Source organism: Microbacterium sp. MAH-37 (assembly GCF_009758255.1).
Lineage (GTDB): Bacteria > Actinomycetota > Actinomycetes > Actinomycetales > Microbacteriaceae > Microbacterium.
In genome coordinates this window covers 343,866-359,293 of sequence record NZ_WSEN01000008.1, presented here as the reverse complement: position 1 = coordinate 359,293, position 15,428 = coordinate 343,866, and the positions used below count along the sequence as shown (strand labels likewise).

The window sequence follows — 15,428 nt, the reverse complement described above, 5'->3', positions numbered from 1 at the left end:
GCCCGCCGGGCCGGAGCGCGCCTCCGGCCCGGCGCACCACTCCCAGGAAGGAGTCGTCGTGAGCACGACAGCGACGAGAGTCATCGTCACCGATACCCCTGCGAAGCGCGGGATGCTGCGCAGCCGTCGCCCCGAGGCACCGTACTCGCGCCCCGGTCAGCGGGCGCGCTCGCGCCGCGAGACCGCCGCCGGCTACGCGTTCCTGACGCCGTGGCTGATCGGGTTCTTCGGCCTGACCGCACTGCCGATGGTGTACTCGCTGTACCTGTCGTTCACGCGGTACAACATCTTCCAGCCGCCGAAGTGGATCGGCTTCGACAACTACATCCGGCTGTTCACGAACGACCCGGTGTTCATCCAGTCCGCCGAGATCACGCTCGTGTACGTGTTCGTGGGCACGCCGATCACGCTGGCCGCGGCGCTGGGCGTGGCAATGCTGCTGAACTACCGCGACAAGGGCTCCGGCTTCTTCCGGTCCGCGTTCTACGCCCCGTCGCTGATCGGCGGCTCGGTGTCGGTCGCGATCGTGTGGCGGGCGATGTTCTCCACCGACGGTCCGGTCGACAACGGCCTGAGCTTCCTCGGCATCGACATCGGCGGATGGATCGGCAACCCGGCGATGATCCTGCCGATGATGATCCTGCTGCACGTGTGGCAATTCGGATCGACCATGGTCATCTTCCTCGCCGGACTCAAGCAGATCCCGAAGGAGCTGTACGAGGCGGCCGAGATGGACGGCGCAGGTCCCTGGCAGCGCTTCCGCGCCGTGACGATCCCGATGCTGTCACCGGTGATGTTCTTCAACCTGCTGCTCGGCCTGATCGGCGCGTTCCAGGTGTTCGCCTCGGCGTACATCATCTCCAACGGCACCGGCGGCCCCGCGGGCATGACGAACTTCATCACCGTCTACATGTACAAGCGCGGGTTCTCCGACGGGCAGATGGGCTACGCCGCAGCGATCGCCTGGGTCCTGCTCGTGGTCGTGGCCATCATCGCCGCCATCCTTTTCCGCACCCAGAAGTCGTGGGTCCACTACGCAGGAGACGACCGATGACCTCCGCATCCTTCTCCGAGGGAACCCTCGAGACCTTCGAGCAGCAGATCACGCCCGCGCCGGCCAAGCGCCGCCGCACCAAACGCGGCACCTGGCAGACCGTCGTCTGGTTCGCGGTGCTGCTGATCCTCACCGCCGTGGTGCTGTACCCGCTGCTGTGGCTGTTCTTCTCCACGTTCAAGCCGAACTCGGAGTTCGGCCAGAACACCGGCCTGATCCCGGAGAACTGGTACTTCGGCAACTACTCGAAGGTGATGGAGGGCATCGCCGGTGTGCCGATGTGGCGGTTCTTCCTGAACTCGCTGATCCTGTCGGTCGCCGCCGTGATCGGCACCGTGTTCTCGTCGGCGCTGGCCGCCTACGCGTTCGCGCGGATCCGGTTCAAGGGCCTGGGCATCTTCTTCGCCGCGATGATCGGCACGCTGCTGCTGCCGTTCCACGTCGTGATCATCCCGCAGTACATCATCTTCAACAAGCTCGGCTGGATCGACACCTTCATCCCGCTGATCCTGCCGAAGTTCCTCGCCACCGGCGCGTTCTTCGTGTTCCTGATGGTGCAGTTCATGCGGCAGATGCCGCGCGACATGGACGAGGCCGCGCGCATCGACGGCGCCGGTCACCTGCGGATCTTCTGGGCGATCATCCTGCCGCTGATCAAGCCGGCCCTGATCACCTGCGCGATCTTCGCGTTCATCTGGGAGTGGAACGACTTCCTCGGCCCGCTGCTCTACCTGACCAGCCCCGAGAACTATCCGCTGCCGATCGCCCTGCGCCTCTACAACGATGCCTCCTCCGGTGGCGCCGACTACGGCGCCACGGTGACCGCGTCGTTCGTCGCCCTCGTCCCGGTGCTGCTGTTCTTCATCGTGTTCCAGCGCTTCCTCGTCGACGGCGTCGCCACCCAGGGACTGAAGGGCTGACCATGTCGCGCGCTTCGAGGGCCGCCGCCCGGGACTCGCGCTCCGGCGCGGGCCCCACGGTCGCGGGCGCCGAGCCCGGTCCGAACCCGGGCGCGACCGCGAAGTTCGGGCTGTTCGGCGAAGTGCTCGCGGTCGGGCTGCTGATCACCGCGGCCAGCGTCGCCGTGATCACCCTGCCGATCGCGCTCGCCGCGGGCGTACGGCATCTGCGCCGGTTCGTCTCGGCCGAGGACTCCCGTGCGGGGCTGTTCTGGGCCGATGTGCGGCGCGGCATCCTGCCGAGCCTTCCGCTCGGCATCGGCGCGGTGCTGCTCGCAGCGGTGCTGCTGATCGACATCGACCTGGCCGGCTCCGGCGCGCTGCCCGGCGGCCCGGTGGTCGCGGCGGTCGGCTGGGCCGGACTCGCGGCACTCGTCACCGGCATCCTGCTGGTCGCCGGCGCGTGGGAACCGGATGCCGGGTGGCGGGCCGCGCTGCGCGCGGTGCCAGCCCGCGCCGCCGCCGACCCTGCGGGCACGGCCTACCTGCTGGCGACCGGCGTCTTCGTCGGCGTCGTGACGTGGATGCTGGTGCCGCTGTTCATCCCCGCGATCGGATGCGCCGCCCTGGCCGTCGTCGCGATCCCCGCGCGGCGCCGCCGCACCGCCTGAATCTCCGCTCCACACATCTGACGAAAGGTCATTCCCCTCATGAGTGCGCCCTCTTTCCGCCGCCGGCTGCTCGCCGGCGCCGCTGCCGCCGTCGTCGGCGGGCTGGTGCTGTCCGGCTGCGCCGGCAGTGAGCCCGCTGCCGAGTTCGACCCCGACGCCAAGGTCACCCTGAGCTTCGCGTTCTGGGGCAACGACGACCGCGCCGCCCGTTACAACGACCTGATCGCGGCCTTCAACGAGGAGCATCCGAACATCAAGGTCAACGTCAGCTTCACCGACTACCCCAGCTACTGGGAGAAGCGGGCGACCGAGGCGGCCGGTGGCGGTCTGCCGGACGTGTTCCAGTTCTCGGACAGCTACCTGCGCCAGTATGCCGAGCCCGGGTACGTGCTCGACCTCGACACTGAGAAGGACTACATCGACTTCTCGACCTTCGAGGACTCGCTGCTGGGCACCGGACGACTCGACGGCACCCAGTACTCGCTGCCGACCGGATACAGCATGTGGGCGAACTTCGTGAACGACGACCTGCTCGCGAAGTACGGCGTCGAGGCTCTTGAGGGCGGCACCAGCCCGGCGGAGTTCGACGACTGGATGGCCGGCTTCACCGAGGCATCCGGCGGCGCCGTATACGGCGGAACGGACTACACGCAGCGCATCCAGGGATTCGAGCTGTCGCTGCGCGCCCACGGCAAGAACCTGTACACCGACGACGGCGAGCTCGGCTTCTCGAAGGACGAGCTGCGCGACTACTGGAACAGCGGGGCGAAGCTGCGTGACGGCGTCGCCGTGCCGCAGCAGAAGCTGGAGGAGATCAGCCCGAAGTCCGGCATGGGCGCGCAGCTCACGGCGACCGAGATGAGCTGGAGCAACTTCCTGGGCGGGTACCTCGCCGACTCCGGTGCGAAGTCCATCTCGATCATCGCGCCGCCGACCGACAAGGCCGGGTCGAAGGACCTGTACCAGCAGGGCGGACTGCAGGTCGCGATCTCGGCCAAGACCAAGCATCCCGAGGCCGCGGCGATCTTCCTGGACTACGTCGTGAACAGCAAGGAGGCCGGCAAGATCTTCGGCACCACGCTGGGCTTCCCCGCGTCGTCCAGCAAGCTCGCCGGCACGACGCTCGAGGGCGTCGACAAGCAGGTCGCCGACTACATCGCGTCGGTGTCGGACCGCGTCGGCGAGGCGCCGCCGGTGCCGGTGATCGGGTACGGATCGCTGGAGCAGAAGTTCTGGGACCTCGGCAAGGAGATCGGCCTGGGGACCGTCTCGGTGGATGATGCCGTCGAGCAGTTCTTCGCGGAGGCGGACGTCGTCCTGCAGTAGCGGCCGGCCGCCACTCCGGTCGCAGTTCGCCCCGCTTCGCCGGGGCCTGAGCCGCTCGGGTTGCAGTTGGTCACGCTCTGGGCGCGCTGGAGCGGGGCGAACTGCGACCTGGGCGAGGGTAGCGCACCGAGACCGGGGCAGACTGCGACCTGGGGGCTGGGCAGTCGGGGGACTGCAGCATGCGGGCCTGCTCGGGTCGCAGTTCGTCTCGGCAGGCCTGGGCTTCCGGTGCTCGGGTCGCAGTTGTTCACGCTCTGGACGCGCTGGAGCGGGACGAACTGCGACCCGAGCGAGCGTGGCGCACCGATACCGGGGCAGACTGCGACCTGAGGGCCGTCACCGGGCCGGTCAGACGTGCGGGGGAGCGGTGCTCCCTCGCACGACGAGCCGCGGCGAGAGCTGCTGGAACGGCGTCGGCTCCTCGTCCTGCAGCAGCGCCTGCATCGCCTGCCAGGCGCGCTCGCCGAGTTCGGATGCCGGCACGGCAGCCGTCGTCAACGGCGGCGAGGTGTAGGCGGCGAAGAGGATGTCGTCGAAGCCGACGATCGACAGCTGCTCCGGCACCCGGATGCCGCGCGTGGTGAGCTCGGACAGCAGGCCCATCGCGACCAGGTCGTTGAACGCGAGCACGGCAGTCGCGCCGGAGTCGAGCACCCCGTCAGCCGCGGCCGTGCCGCTGTCGAAGCCCACGCCGGCGGGCAGCTCGTCGATCACGAGGTCGTCATGATCGGCGAGAGCCCGGGCGATCGCCTCCTGCCGGGCCACGTGCGAGGCGCTGCGCGTCGAGCCTGCGAGGTACAGCAGGTGCCGGTGCCCCTCGGCGACGAGATGCTCGATCAGCTCGCGCAGCGCAGCGCCGTAGTCCGCGGCGACGACGGGGGCGCCGTCCTGCACGCCGCGGTTGATCACGACGACGGGGGAGAGCGGGGGAAGCAGCGCCGTGAGCTCGTCCTGTGGCATGCGCGGCGAGCACAGGATGACGCCGTCGGTGCGGCGGCGGGTGGTGCCGGCGAGGGCGCGCTCCTCGGCGAGATCCTCCACCGAGTCCGCGATGAGCACGTGATAGCCATCCAGCGTCGCGGCCCGGCTGAGCCCGCGCAGGATCGCCTGGAACGTCGGGTTCTCCAGGTCGGGGATGACGACGGCGACGGTCTGCGTGCGGCCGAGGACGAGGCTGCGTGCGACGGGGTTCGCGGTGTAGCCGAGCTCCTCCGCGGCGGCGAGCACGCGCGCGGCGAGCGCGGGGTCGACGGTCGGATTGCCGTTCATCGCGCGCGACACCGTCGACAGCGAGACGCCGGCCAGCTTCGCGACATCGGTGATGCCCGCTCGTTTGGATGCGCCCGTCATGCTCCCCCGTCCGTGTGTGCTCTCCGAGAGTACGCCATACTGATCAGAAAACGTTTTATCGGAGGTGCGGCATGGCGGGTTCCCCAGTGGACAGGCAGCGGAAGCAGGAGCGCCTCGCTCGGGTGCGCGCGGCGGCGGAGGGGTCGCTGCTGCTGACCTCGCACGAGGCGATCTCCTGGTATCTCGAGGGAGTCCGCACGCACGTCTCGCTCGCGGGACCGCCGGTCCTCGCCGTCCGCGCCGCGGACGACGGCGACACGCTCTTCGTCGCGGCCAACGAGGCCGACCGGCTCATCGCCGAGGAACTGCTGCCGGAGGACGCCGCGCGTGTGGTGCGCGTGCCCTGGCAGGTGCCTCCGACCGTCGCGGCGGCCCAGGCCGGTGGCATCGCCGAGGACGTCGTCGCCGCGCCGCTGCGCGCCGCCAGGGCGACGCTGCTGCCCGCTGAGCGCGAGCGCTATCGGATGCTGGGTCGCGAGACCGCCGAGGTGCTCACCGATGTGCTGGGTGGCTCCGACCCCGTGCAGTCGGAGCGGGCACTCGCCGGTGCATTGTCCGGTGCGCTCGCAGCCCGCGGCATCGATCCGCTGGTCGTGCTCGTCGCCGGTGGGGGGAGGATCGGATACCGGCATCCGCTGCCCACGGCCGGGCCGCTCGGCGAGCGCGCGATGGTGGTCGTGTGCGGGCGCCGGCACGGCCTCATCGCGAACGCGACCCGTTGGGTGGGCGAGTCCGGAGTCGATGATGAGCGCGTGCTCGCGGTGGAGCGCGCCTTCCTGGATGCCTCGGTGCCGGGCATCCGGCTGAACGATGTGCTCGCCGCGGGGGCGCGCGGCTACGCCGCACACGGCTTCGACGCGGAGGAGTGGCTGCGGCACCACCAGGGCGGGCCGACCGGATACGCCGGCCGCGACCCGCGCGCGACGGAGGGCACTGAGGACGTGCTGGTCGACGGACAGGCCTTCGCGTGGAATCCGACCGTGCCCGGTGGCAAGGTCGAGGACACGATGGTGCGTGACGGTGCCGGCTGGGAGGTGCTCACGACCGACGACCGCTGGCCCGCGGTCGAGTACGCCGGGCTGCTGCGCCCGGTCGCGATGCCGTTCCGGTGACCCGACCCCCTCTGGGTCGCTGGGCCCGTCGAAGCGTCCCCGCGCACGCTCGGAGTTCTGCAACATCGCGGACGGAAGCGCGTCAGAGCATCCGGGATTCTGCCGTTCTCCGGAATTCTGTCGCCGGAAGTCACAGGTCAGAGCCGGGAGAGTGGCCGCGGTCGGCGGGGCGTGCATCCGGAGGTGGGCAACATCGCGGAGCAGTCCGCGCCGGAGCATCCGCGATTCTGCGGATCTCCGAGAACCTGCCGGCGGATCAGCCCGCGAGCATCCGCTCGACGGATGCCGCATCCCGCCGCCCGTCGGCGACCAGGCCGCGGAAGGAGCGGGTGAGCGACTCGCCGCCGGCGAGCTGCACGGGGCTGTCCCAGGCCAGCGCCGACCCGATGCCGGGGTAGTCGTCGACGCGCACGAACCACGGGTCGGCCGCGGTCGCGGCATCCGCCGGGGCGAGCGCCACGGTCGCCTCGCCGTCGGCGAAACGCGCGGCGAACGACACCCAGGGCGCGATCGCGCCGTGCACGGATGCTTCGCCCGAGGCATCCGGGGTGCGCACCTCGACGTCGGTGGCCGGCGCGAGCCGCCAGGCGAGGCCGCCGTATCCGCCGCCTACGCGCCCGTGGGAGCCAGGGCTGCCCAGTTCGATCGCCTGCGCGCCCGCGCGCAGCGTCGTCGTGAACAGGAACGTCCAGGCGTCGTCCTCGGGCGACACCGCGAGGGAGGTGTCCTCGATCAGCGCGACCGAGCCGTCGGGCCGGCGCCATTCGGCGGTGCGGGTGAACCCGTCGTCCGTGTGCTCGAATGACGTGGTGACGATCCGGCCGTGGTCGTCGAGCCAGCGGTAGCCCTCGTCGCGGACGTAGGTGGGTCCGCCCCAGAAGTTCACGTCGCCGGCGTGCTGGATGCCGAACGACAGCCCGAGGTGCCAGTCGTGGTCGGCGGGGTGGGCGTCGGTGACGCGGATGTCGCCGAGCGTGCGGATCGGGTGCAGGAAGGGCCGCGGGCTGGAGGTGGAGGTCACGGTCGATCCGTCGTCGCACACGGCGATCACGTTCCCGTCGAGTCTGAGGTCGGCGACCGCCGCGGATGCCGCAGCCGGAGCGAACGGCGCGTGCAGCTCGCTGAACAGCGCGCCGCTGCGCGCGGCCCGCTCCACCCAGAAGGCGGCGTCGCGCACGGCGGCCACGCGCTCCTGGCCCTCGCCGACCTCGTCGATCTGCGCGGTCGGGATCGCGACGGGGTCGGGCGCGGTGCGCACGGCTTCGAGCACCTCCATGTAGGCGCCGCTGTCGACCAGCGCCGACGAGAGCGGGATGCCTGTGGCGCGGTGGTCGAGCAGCTCCTCGAACAGGTCGGTGCGTCCGGTCTGCCGGACGGCGCCGTCGGCCTCGGTCAGAGTGTCCTCGGTGTACGAGAAGACGACATCGCGGGCAGGGGTGCGCACCTCGATGAGCGGCGCGCTGGACACGGCGGATGCCAGGGTGAGTCCGCCCGAGATCACGCGGCCGTCCTGCAGGGTGATGCGGACGGCGGAGGTGTCGTCGGCCTGGATGTCCGCGGCGTGCAGAAGCTCGAGCTCGACGCGTGCGATGTCCTCACGGCGGCGCGCGCCGGCGATGCGCAGGGCGGTGGCGATGGCGTGCGAGAGCGCGTTGGTGAGCACGCCGTCGGTGACCGGCGCGCCGTTCAGGACGCGATGGCCGGCCCACGCGGAGCGCGTCCAGTACGCGGCGTCTCGGGTCCAGGCTCCCCAGGTGGCGACGGATGTCGCGGTGCCGAGCCCTGCGAGCTCGGTGAGCGCGTGCGATCCCATGCTCTGGAAGCCGATCTGCACCGCGCGTCCGGTGCGCTGCTGCAGGTCGAGCAGCGCGGTGAACTGCTCCATCGTCGCCACCGGCGGCTTCTCGAGGTAGAGGTCGGCGCCGTGCTCGAGTGCGGCGGACGCCAGCGGGAAGTGCGTGCCGGTCGGGGTGGCGACGATGACGATGTCCGGACGGATGCCAGACGCGAAGGCCTCGTCAAGGCTCGGCCAGTGCGGAGCATCCGCACCGTAGCCGCTCTCGGGTGCGCCGGCCGGGTCGACCAGGCCGATCAGGCGGACGCGGTCCTGCAGTCGGTCGAGGTTGCGCAGGTGCACGGCACCGAAGCCGCGGGCGCCGACGAGCAGCACGGTGGGAGTGGTCATGTTCTCATCGTATTGGAAAGCGCTTCCCCGAGGGAAGAGGAGCGGGATTCGGTGTGAAGGTGCAGAGCAGTTATGATGGACGGACGTGCGCAGCCGAGGCTTCGCATGTGGAGACGTCGCATAGTCAGGCCTAGTGCACCACCCTGCTAAGGTGGAGTCCCCTCACGGGGACCGAGGGTTCAAATCCCTCCGTCTCCGCCAATGCGAAACGGCCCCAGGACGAAGTCCAGGGGCCGTTTCGCGTTAGCGGAGAGCGCCGACGGGATCGCGAAGGACTCGAGGTTCCCCGCACCGCCGAGGGTTGCGCCGCCAGCGCGGCGAGTGGTCGGATGGTCGGATGATCGACCTGGTGGCCTGGCTCGGAGTCTTCGCCGGTGGTGCCGTCTTCTATCAGTCCGCGAAGGTCGTCAGCGCGGCGAACGCCGGCCGGCCTCTCCCATACTGGCGAAAGCCTGAGGTCACCCCTCGAGCGGCGATCGTCTTGCGAGTCGTGGGAATCGCGCTCGTGACCGCATCCGCGACCTTTCTCGTGCCTGCCCTGGGATACTGGGCGATCGCGGTCCTGGTCATGGCGCTGCTGCCGGCCCTTGTCGCCATTCCGCTGCATAACCGAAGCGTCTCCGCCGACGACTAGCGCGCGGTTGAAGAACCAGCCCGGTCGCCCCGTCTTCCAACCACTCACCCGAGAAGGAGCCTCGATGACCAGACTCGAGTACGACCGGCCTGCGACGGACTGGCTGGAGTGCCTTCCGCTCGGCAACGGCTCTCTCGGCGCGATGATCGACGGCGGAGTCGACCGGCTTGTGGTGCGGCTCAACCACGAGGCGGGCTGGTCGGGCAGCCCTGAGTCCGAGGCGCGCGGCGTGGGAGTGACACCGGAGGACGCGGCTGCGGCGCTCGCCGCCTCGCGAGAGGCGCTTCGGCGGTCCGACGCGGTCGCCGCAGCAGAGGCGCTTCTGCCGATCCAGGCGAGGTACAGCCAGGCGTTCCTGCCGATCGGCAGTCTCATCGTGCGGCGCTCCGCGACCGCGGGGGAATACCGCCGAAGCCTCGACCTGGCGACCTCGATCCACGAGATGTCCACGACGGACCTCACCGAGTGCACCGTCGTGTCGGCGCCGCTCGGCGTGCTGGCCATCGAGACCTCGGTGCGCCCCACGATCGAGTTGGAGACGGAACTGGCCGAGATCGGTCGCTCATCAGCGCCGGACGGGATCGAGCTGCTGGTGCGATTCCCGTCGGATGTCGCCCCCGCGCACGAGGCGGGCTTCGCCGCGGCCGAGTGGGACGAGACCGAGGGCGCGGCCCTGCGCGGCGTGATCCTCGCGAGGGCGCAACCCAGCGACGGCGGCTGGCTCATCCTGCTGGCAGCGGAGACCACCTTCGAAGGCTTCGGCGGGCCACTCGGTTCCCTGGCCGCGGCGAGGGAACGCGCTCGTCGACGGATCGATGCGGCGGTGAGCACCCCGGCTGAGGAGATCTTCCGCGCCGCGTCGGCGGAGCATGCGCGGCTCTTCGACCGCGCGCGTCTGCGCTTCGACGCACCCGTCGCCCCGGCCGCACTGATCCCCGATCGCCTGGCATCCGCGTTCGCCGATCCCGAGCATCCGCTCGCTGCGGACCCCGGACTCGGCGCCCTGCTCTTCGACGTCGGCCGGTATCTGCTGATCTGCTCGTCGCGCCCCGGCGGCGTGCCCGCGACGCTGCAGGGCATCTGGAACGACTCGATGCGACCGCCGTGGAGCAGCAACTACACGATCAACATCAACACCCAGATGAACTACTGGTCAGCGCACTCGACCAACCTGTCCGAGGCGGCCGGCCCGCTCTTCGACTTCGTCGAAGGCCTCTCAGCGAAGGGGCAGGACACCGCCCGGCGCCTGTACGGCGCGGGCGGCTGGACCGCCCACCACAACTCGGACATCTGGCTGTTCTCGTCGCCGGTCGGTGCAGGCGCCGGCGATGCCCGCTGGGTGCACTGGCCGATGGCCGCACCCTGGTTGGTCCGTTCCCTCTGGGATGCCGTGGAGTTCGGTGCCGCGGATGCCGATGAGTTGCGGCGTCTCTGGCCCATCGCGCGCGGTGCGGCGGAGTTCGTGCTCGACTGGCAGCACCGGGACGGCCAGGGGTGGTCCACCTCGCCGTCGACCTCGCCGGAGAACACCTATCTCGACGACGACGGACGCGAGGTGGCGCTGGACACCGTGACGGCGATGGACCTGCAGCTGATCCGCGATCTGCTCGGTATCGTGCGGAGACTGGCCGATCTCGTCGACGCGGGCGATGACGAGATCGTCCGGCGTGCGGGGGTGCGGCTCGAGGAACTGCCTGCTGACCCGGCCGTCACGGCCGACGGCATCATCCGGGAGTGGGCCGAGGATCGGCGCGAAGCCGATCCGCAGCACCGGCACGTGAGCTCGCTCTACGGCCTGTATCCGGGAGACGGCCGGTGGTCCGAGGATGCGCTCCAGGCTGCGGTCCGCGCCCTGGAGCGGCGCGGCGACGACTCCACCGGATGGTCGCTGGTCTGGAAGCTGTACCTCTGGGCGCGCCTGCGACGCGCGGACAAGGTGTCGGATCTGCTCGCTCTCGTCTTCCGTGAGGCAGGGGAGCGCGGCGAGGCCGGCGGCCTGTACCCGAACATGTTCGCCGCGCATCCGCCGTTCCAGATCGACGCGAACCTCGGCTTTCCGGGTGCGCTCGCCGAATGCCTGCTGCAGAGTCACGACGGCATCGAGCTTCTGCCGGCCGTTCCGCGTCAGCTGGCATCCGGCTCGGCATCCGGTCTGCGGGCGCGGCCCGGGGTCGATGTCGATCTCACGTGGGCCGGGGGTGAGCTCATCGAGGCGACACTGCGTTCCGCTGAACCGGTGACGGTCGTGGTCCGCTACGGCGGAGAGGCGACCGAAGTCCGGATCGACGGCGAGACGAGGATCCGTCCCGCGGACTTCCGGGTCGGCGAAGACCTCGCGGCCGATCCGGATAGGTTAACGAGGTGACCGCCCCCGCCCCGCAGACCTCTGCCACCGTCCCGCGTCCGGGCGCCGTCTACTTCATCGGACGGGTGATCCTGCGGCCGCTGTTCTGGGTCATGTACCGTCCGCGCATCGTCGGCCGGGGGAACGTGCCCGAGCGCGGGGCGGTGCTGTTGGTGAGCAATCACCTCTCTTCGCTCGACACCCTCATCATCCCCACATCCGCGATCCGGCCCGTGCAGTTCCTCATCAAGGCGTCGTACTTCGCGGGGCCCGGGCTGCTCGGGCGGTTCAAGCGTTGGTTCTTCAGCTCGATCGGCGGTGTCCCGGTGCGCCGGGCGACCGGCCGGGACGCGCGAGCCGCACTCGATGCGGGCAGCAGCATCCTGCGCGCCGGGAGCGTGTTCGCGGTGTTCCCGGAGGGCACCCGCTCCCGTGACGGGAAGCTGCACGACGGACACGGCGGTGCCGCCTGGATGGCGCGCGACACCCGCTCGGCGGTGGTGCCGGTCGGGTTGATCGGCACCGGCTCCGTGAAGCCCCTGAGCCATCTGCTACCGGGGAGGCCGCGCGTCGAGGTCCGTTTCGGCGAGCCCCTCGACCTGACTGATCTCGAGAACGTGCCGGACGGCAGGGCCCGCCGTGAGATCACCGAGCGCATGATGGCCGCCATCGCGCGCCTGAGCGGGCAGGAGCGCTCCGGAAGCGTGAATGCGACGTCGCGGGACTGATTCCCAGCCGGCACCTGCTAGTGTGAGATGTTCACCGGGAACGGGAGTGTCACATCCTCCTCGCCCCAGCGTCGCCCCTTTCACGGGCCCTCCGCGCACATAACGCGCCCCACCGACTTCCTCCCGCGACTGCCCCAAAGATGGCGCGGATCGCGAATCACTGAAAGACTGTTACACATCTTCACCTCTGCAGCACCCGCTCCGGCGCTCTCGTGGCGCCAGGCCGATCATGACGTTCACGTCGCCACACGCGACGGTGAGTACGCCGGCCATGTCGTCATCGACTCCGACGACCACGTTCTCGTCTACGGGCCCATCGGCCAGCGCCTCGCGGCATCCGCTTCTCTGGATGCTGCGCGCAGTGCGCTCGAGGCCCACACGACCCCTGCGGCGGACCACCTGTCCGCGCAGCTCCATACCCCGCGCCGGCGTCGCCGACGCGGTTTCACGGATCACTCCCGTGGTCCCAGACAACGAAGGAATGACGTCATGGCCACTGGCACCGTCAAATGGTTCAACGCAGACAAGGGCTTCGGCTTCATCGCTCCGGACGACGGCTCCGCCGACCTTTTCGCGCACTTCAGCGCGATCCAGGGCAACGGATACCGCAGCCTGGACGAGAACCAGAAGGTGGAGTTCGACGCAGAGCAGGGCCCCAAGGGCATGCAGGCGGCGAACATCCGTCCCCTCTGATCTCCGATCACTGACGCGAACGGGCGGTCGGACCTCGGTCCGGCCGCCCGTTCCGCATGTCGGGATCCATGCAGGTTGCGGCATGTGCACCCGCGTACTGTGAGGGGAAGCGATCGGCAGCCGCCTTTGGCTTCGTCCCGATCGTTCCCGACGGTCGGCCACACCTAAGGCGCCGATCATCTCCATTGCACCCACCGTCGCACCCGCGACACTCGGACCCATCCGTCAGACCTACGCGCGTGTGGAGGACTTCCCGCCGATCACCCGTGCCTATTCGCACGTCTCGCAGGTCGTCCGCGAGACCGGTCTGCTGCGTCGAGCCCCCTGGTTCTACGCCGCGGTCGGTGCGGCCATCGCCCTCGCCTTCGGCGGTGCGATCACCGGCTTCATCCTGTTCGGCGACAGCTGGTTCCAATTGCTTATCGCCGGAGCGCTGGGCGTGCTGTTCACCCAGGTCGCGTTCCTCGCGCACGAGGCCGCGCACCGGCAGATCCTGGCAACAGGTCCCGCGAACGACCGGCTGGCGCGCGTGCTCGCCTCGTTCGTCGGCATCAGCTACTCGTGGTGGGACTCCAAGCACAGCAGACACCACGCCAACCCGAACCGCGTCGGCAAGGACCCCGACATCGAGGTCGACACGATCTCGTTCCTCGACGAGGATGCCGCGCAGGCGAGGGGCCTTCGGCGCCTGATCACCCGCAAGCAGGGCTGGCTGTTCTTCCCTCTGCTCACGCTCGAGGGGGTCAACCTGCACGTGCTGAGCTTCCGGCACCTCGCCGCTCGGGGCGAGGTCAAGGGTCGCTGGCCCGAGATCGGCATGATCGCGGCGCGGTTCGCGCTGGTCCTGACGCCGATCTTCCTGCTGCTTCCGCTGGGCATGGCGTTCGCCTTCGTCGGAGTGATGCTCGCCGTCTTCGGCGTGTACATGGGGGCGTCCTTCGCCCCCAACCACAAGGGGATGCCGGTCATCGACCGCGACGCGAAGCTGGACTTCTTCTCGAAGCAGGTGCGCACGTCGCGCAACATCCGGGGCGGCTGGTGGGCGACCTGGCTGATGGGCGGCCTGAACTACCAGGTCGAGCACCACCTGTTCCCGAGCATGGCCAGGCCGCACCTCGCGCAGGCGAGGGAGATCGTCCGGGAGTACTGCCAGGTGAACGACGTGCCGTACACGGAGACCTCGCTCTGGCGCTCCTACGCCATCGTCATCGACTACCTGAACCGCGTCGGCCTCGCCGCCCGCGACCCCTTCGACTGCCCGATGGTCTCGGAGTTCCGGCGGGCCTGAGCCCGGCCGTGGTGGTCAGGGCGCGTAGCGCGCCAGGAACGTCTCCACGGCGTCGTCGGCGATCGCCGTCAGCCCGGCTGCGGTCGGGCGCTCCGCGCCCCCGGTCAGGGTGATGCGGTCGAGCGGCGCCGCGAGCACCAGCCAGGTGAACTGCTGGGCGGCTGTCGCGGCATCCGCGATCTTCAGGCTCCCGCGCAGACCGAGCTCGGCGAGTGCGTCGGCGAGCAGTGCCTGGTTCCGCTCCCAGCTGAGTCGCACGTAGTCGGCTGCGACGTCGGGCAGCCGCTCCGCCTCGGCGATCACCAGGCCCCGCATCCGCACGACGGGCGTGCTGAGCACCCCGGCGTGCAGCACGTCGGCGAGTTCGCGCAGGCCTGCCCGCACGTCCGGTGCGGTGCGCAGGCGATCGAGGTGGGGGCGCATCGCGTCGCGCCCGCGCTCGACCCAGTCCGCGACGACGGCGGCGAACAGCTCCTCCTTCGACGCGAAGCGGCGGTACAGGGTCTGCTTCGAGATACGGGCGGATGCCGCGACGGCGTCCATCGTGGCCGCCGCGAAGCCCTCATCGAGGAAGACCTCGCGCGCGGCAGACAGCAGATCCGCGCCGTCGAGCCCACCGGGGCGTCCGCGACGACGCGGCGGTCCGGCATCGGTGGTGTTCGACATCATCCTCAAATAGTACTGGACAGTACGCAAATGTCGGGTATAGCGTACTGTCCAGTACTAAAAGGGAGATGATCCTCATGATCGCTATCGGCATCGCTGTCGCGACCATCGCGGCTTTCGTGCTCAGCACGGTCTACTACATGCTCGCCACCCCGCTCGAGCAGCGGGCCGCGGCAGGGAGGGCGATCGAGCGCGATCGCCCAGGACCCTTGAAGATCGTCGCCGAGCTCGTGCGCACCGCCGTGCTCGCGTCCGGCTTCTCCTGGGTCGCCGCGCAGGCCGGGATGCTCGATCTGCCGGGCTCGCTGCTGCTCGCGCTGGTGCTGTGGCTCGCGTTTCCCGTCGTGCTGCTCGCAGGCTCGGTCGGCTGGGACCGCGCGCCGATGCCGACGGCCGTCCTGCACGGCGGGGACTGGCTGCTGAAGCTGCTGCTCATCGCGGTGGTCATCGGGCTGCTGCACTGAATCATCGGAAGAGG

General features: G+C 69.9%; 14 protein-coding genes and 1 tRNA gene. 12 read left to right on the top strand and 3 right to left on the bottom strand.

The genetic code is table 11. The features are described 5' to 3' along the window. Positions 1-58 precede the first annotated feature (58 nt). Genes GON06_RS12065 through GON06_RS12050 form a run of 4 tightly spaced genes read left to right on the top strand, consistent with a single transcriptional unit; the run spans position 59 to position 3,950 of the window. Positions 59-1,054, top strand: a complete 996-nt coding sequence (locus GON06_RS12065) for a carbohydrate ABC transporter permease (RefSeq protein ID WP_332837470.1) — start codon at positions 59-61, stop codon at positions 1,052-1,054. After that, positions 1,051-1,974, top strand: a complete 924-nt coding sequence (locus GON06_RS12060) for a carbohydrate ABC transporter permease (protein ID WP_157312523.1) — start codon at positions 1,051-1,053, stop codon at positions 1,972-1,974. Before GON06_RS12065 ends, GON06_RS12060 begins: the two co-directional genes overlap by 4 nt. A 2-nt stretch (positions 1,975-1,976) precedes the next feature. Beyond that, the gene (locus GON06_RS12055; RefSeq protein WP_157312522.1) at positions 1,977-2,624 is read left to right on the top strand and encodes a hypothetical protein; all 648 of its coding nucleotides are present in this window, start codon (positions 1,977-1,979) and stop codon (positions 2,622-2,624) included. A gap of 39 nt (positions 2,625-2,663) precedes the next feature. Further along, positions 2,664-3,950: an ABC transporter substrate-binding protein gene (locus GON06_RS12050; RefSeq protein ID WP_157312521.1), complete on the top strand. Its 1,287-nt coding sequence runs from the start codon at positions 2,664-2,666 to the stop codon at positions 3,948-3,950. 348 nt (positions 3,951-4,298) lie between these two features. Here the strand turns inward: GON06_RS12050 and GON06_RS12045 are convergent, their stop codons facing one another. Then, positions 4,299-5,300 carry a LacI family DNA-binding transcriptional regulator gene (locus GON06_RS12045; RefSeq protein WP_157312520.1) on the bottom strand — a complete coding sequence of 334 codons (1,002 nt, stop codon included), beginning with the start codon at positions 5,298-5,300 and terminating at the stop codon, positions 4,299-4,301. Between the two features lie 71 nt (positions 5,301-5,371). On the opposite strand from GON06_RS12045, the gene GON06_RS12040 reads away from it, so the two are divergent. Beyond that, positions 5,372-6,412, top strand: coding sequence for a M24 family metallopeptidase (locus tag GON06_RS12040; protein ID WP_232528430.1), 1,041 nt, complete (start codon positions 5,372-5,374; stop codon positions 6,410-6,412). 256 nt (positions 6,413-6,668) lie between these two features. Here GON06_RS12040 and GON06_RS12035 read toward each other — a convergent pair whose 3' ends face one another. Beyond that, the gene (locus GON06_RS12035; RefSeq protein WP_157312519.1) at positions 6,669-8,597 is read right to left on the bottom strand and encodes a DUF6807 family protein; all 1,929 of its coding nucleotides are present in this window, start codon (positions 8,595-8,597) and stop codon (positions 6,669-6,671) included. Between the two features lie 109 nt (positions 8,598-8,706). On the opposite strand from GON06_RS12035, the gene GON06_RS12030 reads away from it, so the two are divergent. From GON06_RS12030 to GON06_RS12005, 6 genes are all read left to right on the top strand, one after another. Continuing rightward, a tRNA-Ser gene (locus tag GON06_RS12030) sits at positions 8,707-8,798 on the top strand. 136 nt (positions 8,799-8,934) lie between these two features. Then, positions 8,935-9,231, top strand: coding sequence for a hypothetical protein (locus GON06_RS12025; protein ID WP_157312518.1), 297 nt, complete (start codon positions 8,935-8,937; stop codon positions 9,229-9,231). Positions 9,232-9,295: 64 nt separating this feature from the next. Beyond that, complete coding sequence (locus tag GON06_RS12020) at positions 9,296-11,596, top strand: glycosyl hydrolase family 95 catalytic domain-containing protein (RefSeq protein WP_157312517.1); 2,301 nt, start codon at positions 9,296-9,298, stop codon at positions 11,594-11,596. Continuing rightward, on the top strand, positions 11,593-12,303 hold the full coding sequence (locus GON06_RS12015; RefSeq protein ID WP_332837469.1) for a lysophospholipid acyltransferase family protein: 711 nt from the start codon (positions 11,593-11,595) through the stop codon (positions 12,301-12,303). The genes GON06_RS12020 and GON06_RS12015 overlap by 4 nt, the downstream gene beginning before the upstream one ends. A 489-nt stretch (positions 12,304-12,792) precedes the next feature. Further along, positions 12,793-12,996, top strand: coding sequence for a cold-shock protein (locus GON06_RS12010; protein WP_116242632.1), 204 nt, complete (start codon positions 12,793-12,795; stop codon positions 12,994-12,996). 178 nt (positions 12,997-13,174) lie between these two features. Continuing rightward, on the top strand, positions 13,175-14,284 hold the full coding sequence (locus tag GON06_RS12005; RefSeq protein WP_332837475.1) for a fatty acid desaturase family protein: 1,110 nt from the start codon (positions 13,175-13,177) through the stop codon (positions 14,282-14,284). A gap of 15 nt (positions 14,285-14,299) precedes the next feature. On the opposite strand, the gene GON06_RS12000 is transcribed toward GON06_RS12005, so the two are convergent. Then, the gene (locus GON06_RS12000; RefSeq protein WP_157312516.1) at positions 14,300-14,953 is read right to left on the bottom strand and encodes a TetR/AcrR family transcriptional regulator; all 654 of its coding nucleotides are present in this window, start codon (positions 14,951-14,953) and stop codon (positions 14,300-14,302) included. A 65-nt stretch (positions 14,954-15,018) separates the two neighbouring features. Between GON06_RS12000 and GON06_RS11995 the strand changes: the two genes are divergently transcribed. After that, complete coding sequence (locus tag GON06_RS11995; protein ID WP_157312515.1) at positions 15,019-15,414, top strand: DUF1761 domain-containing protein; 396 nt, start codon at positions 15,019-15,021, stop codon at positions 15,412-15,414. The last annotated feature ends 14 nt before the right edge of the window (positions 15,415-15,428 follow it).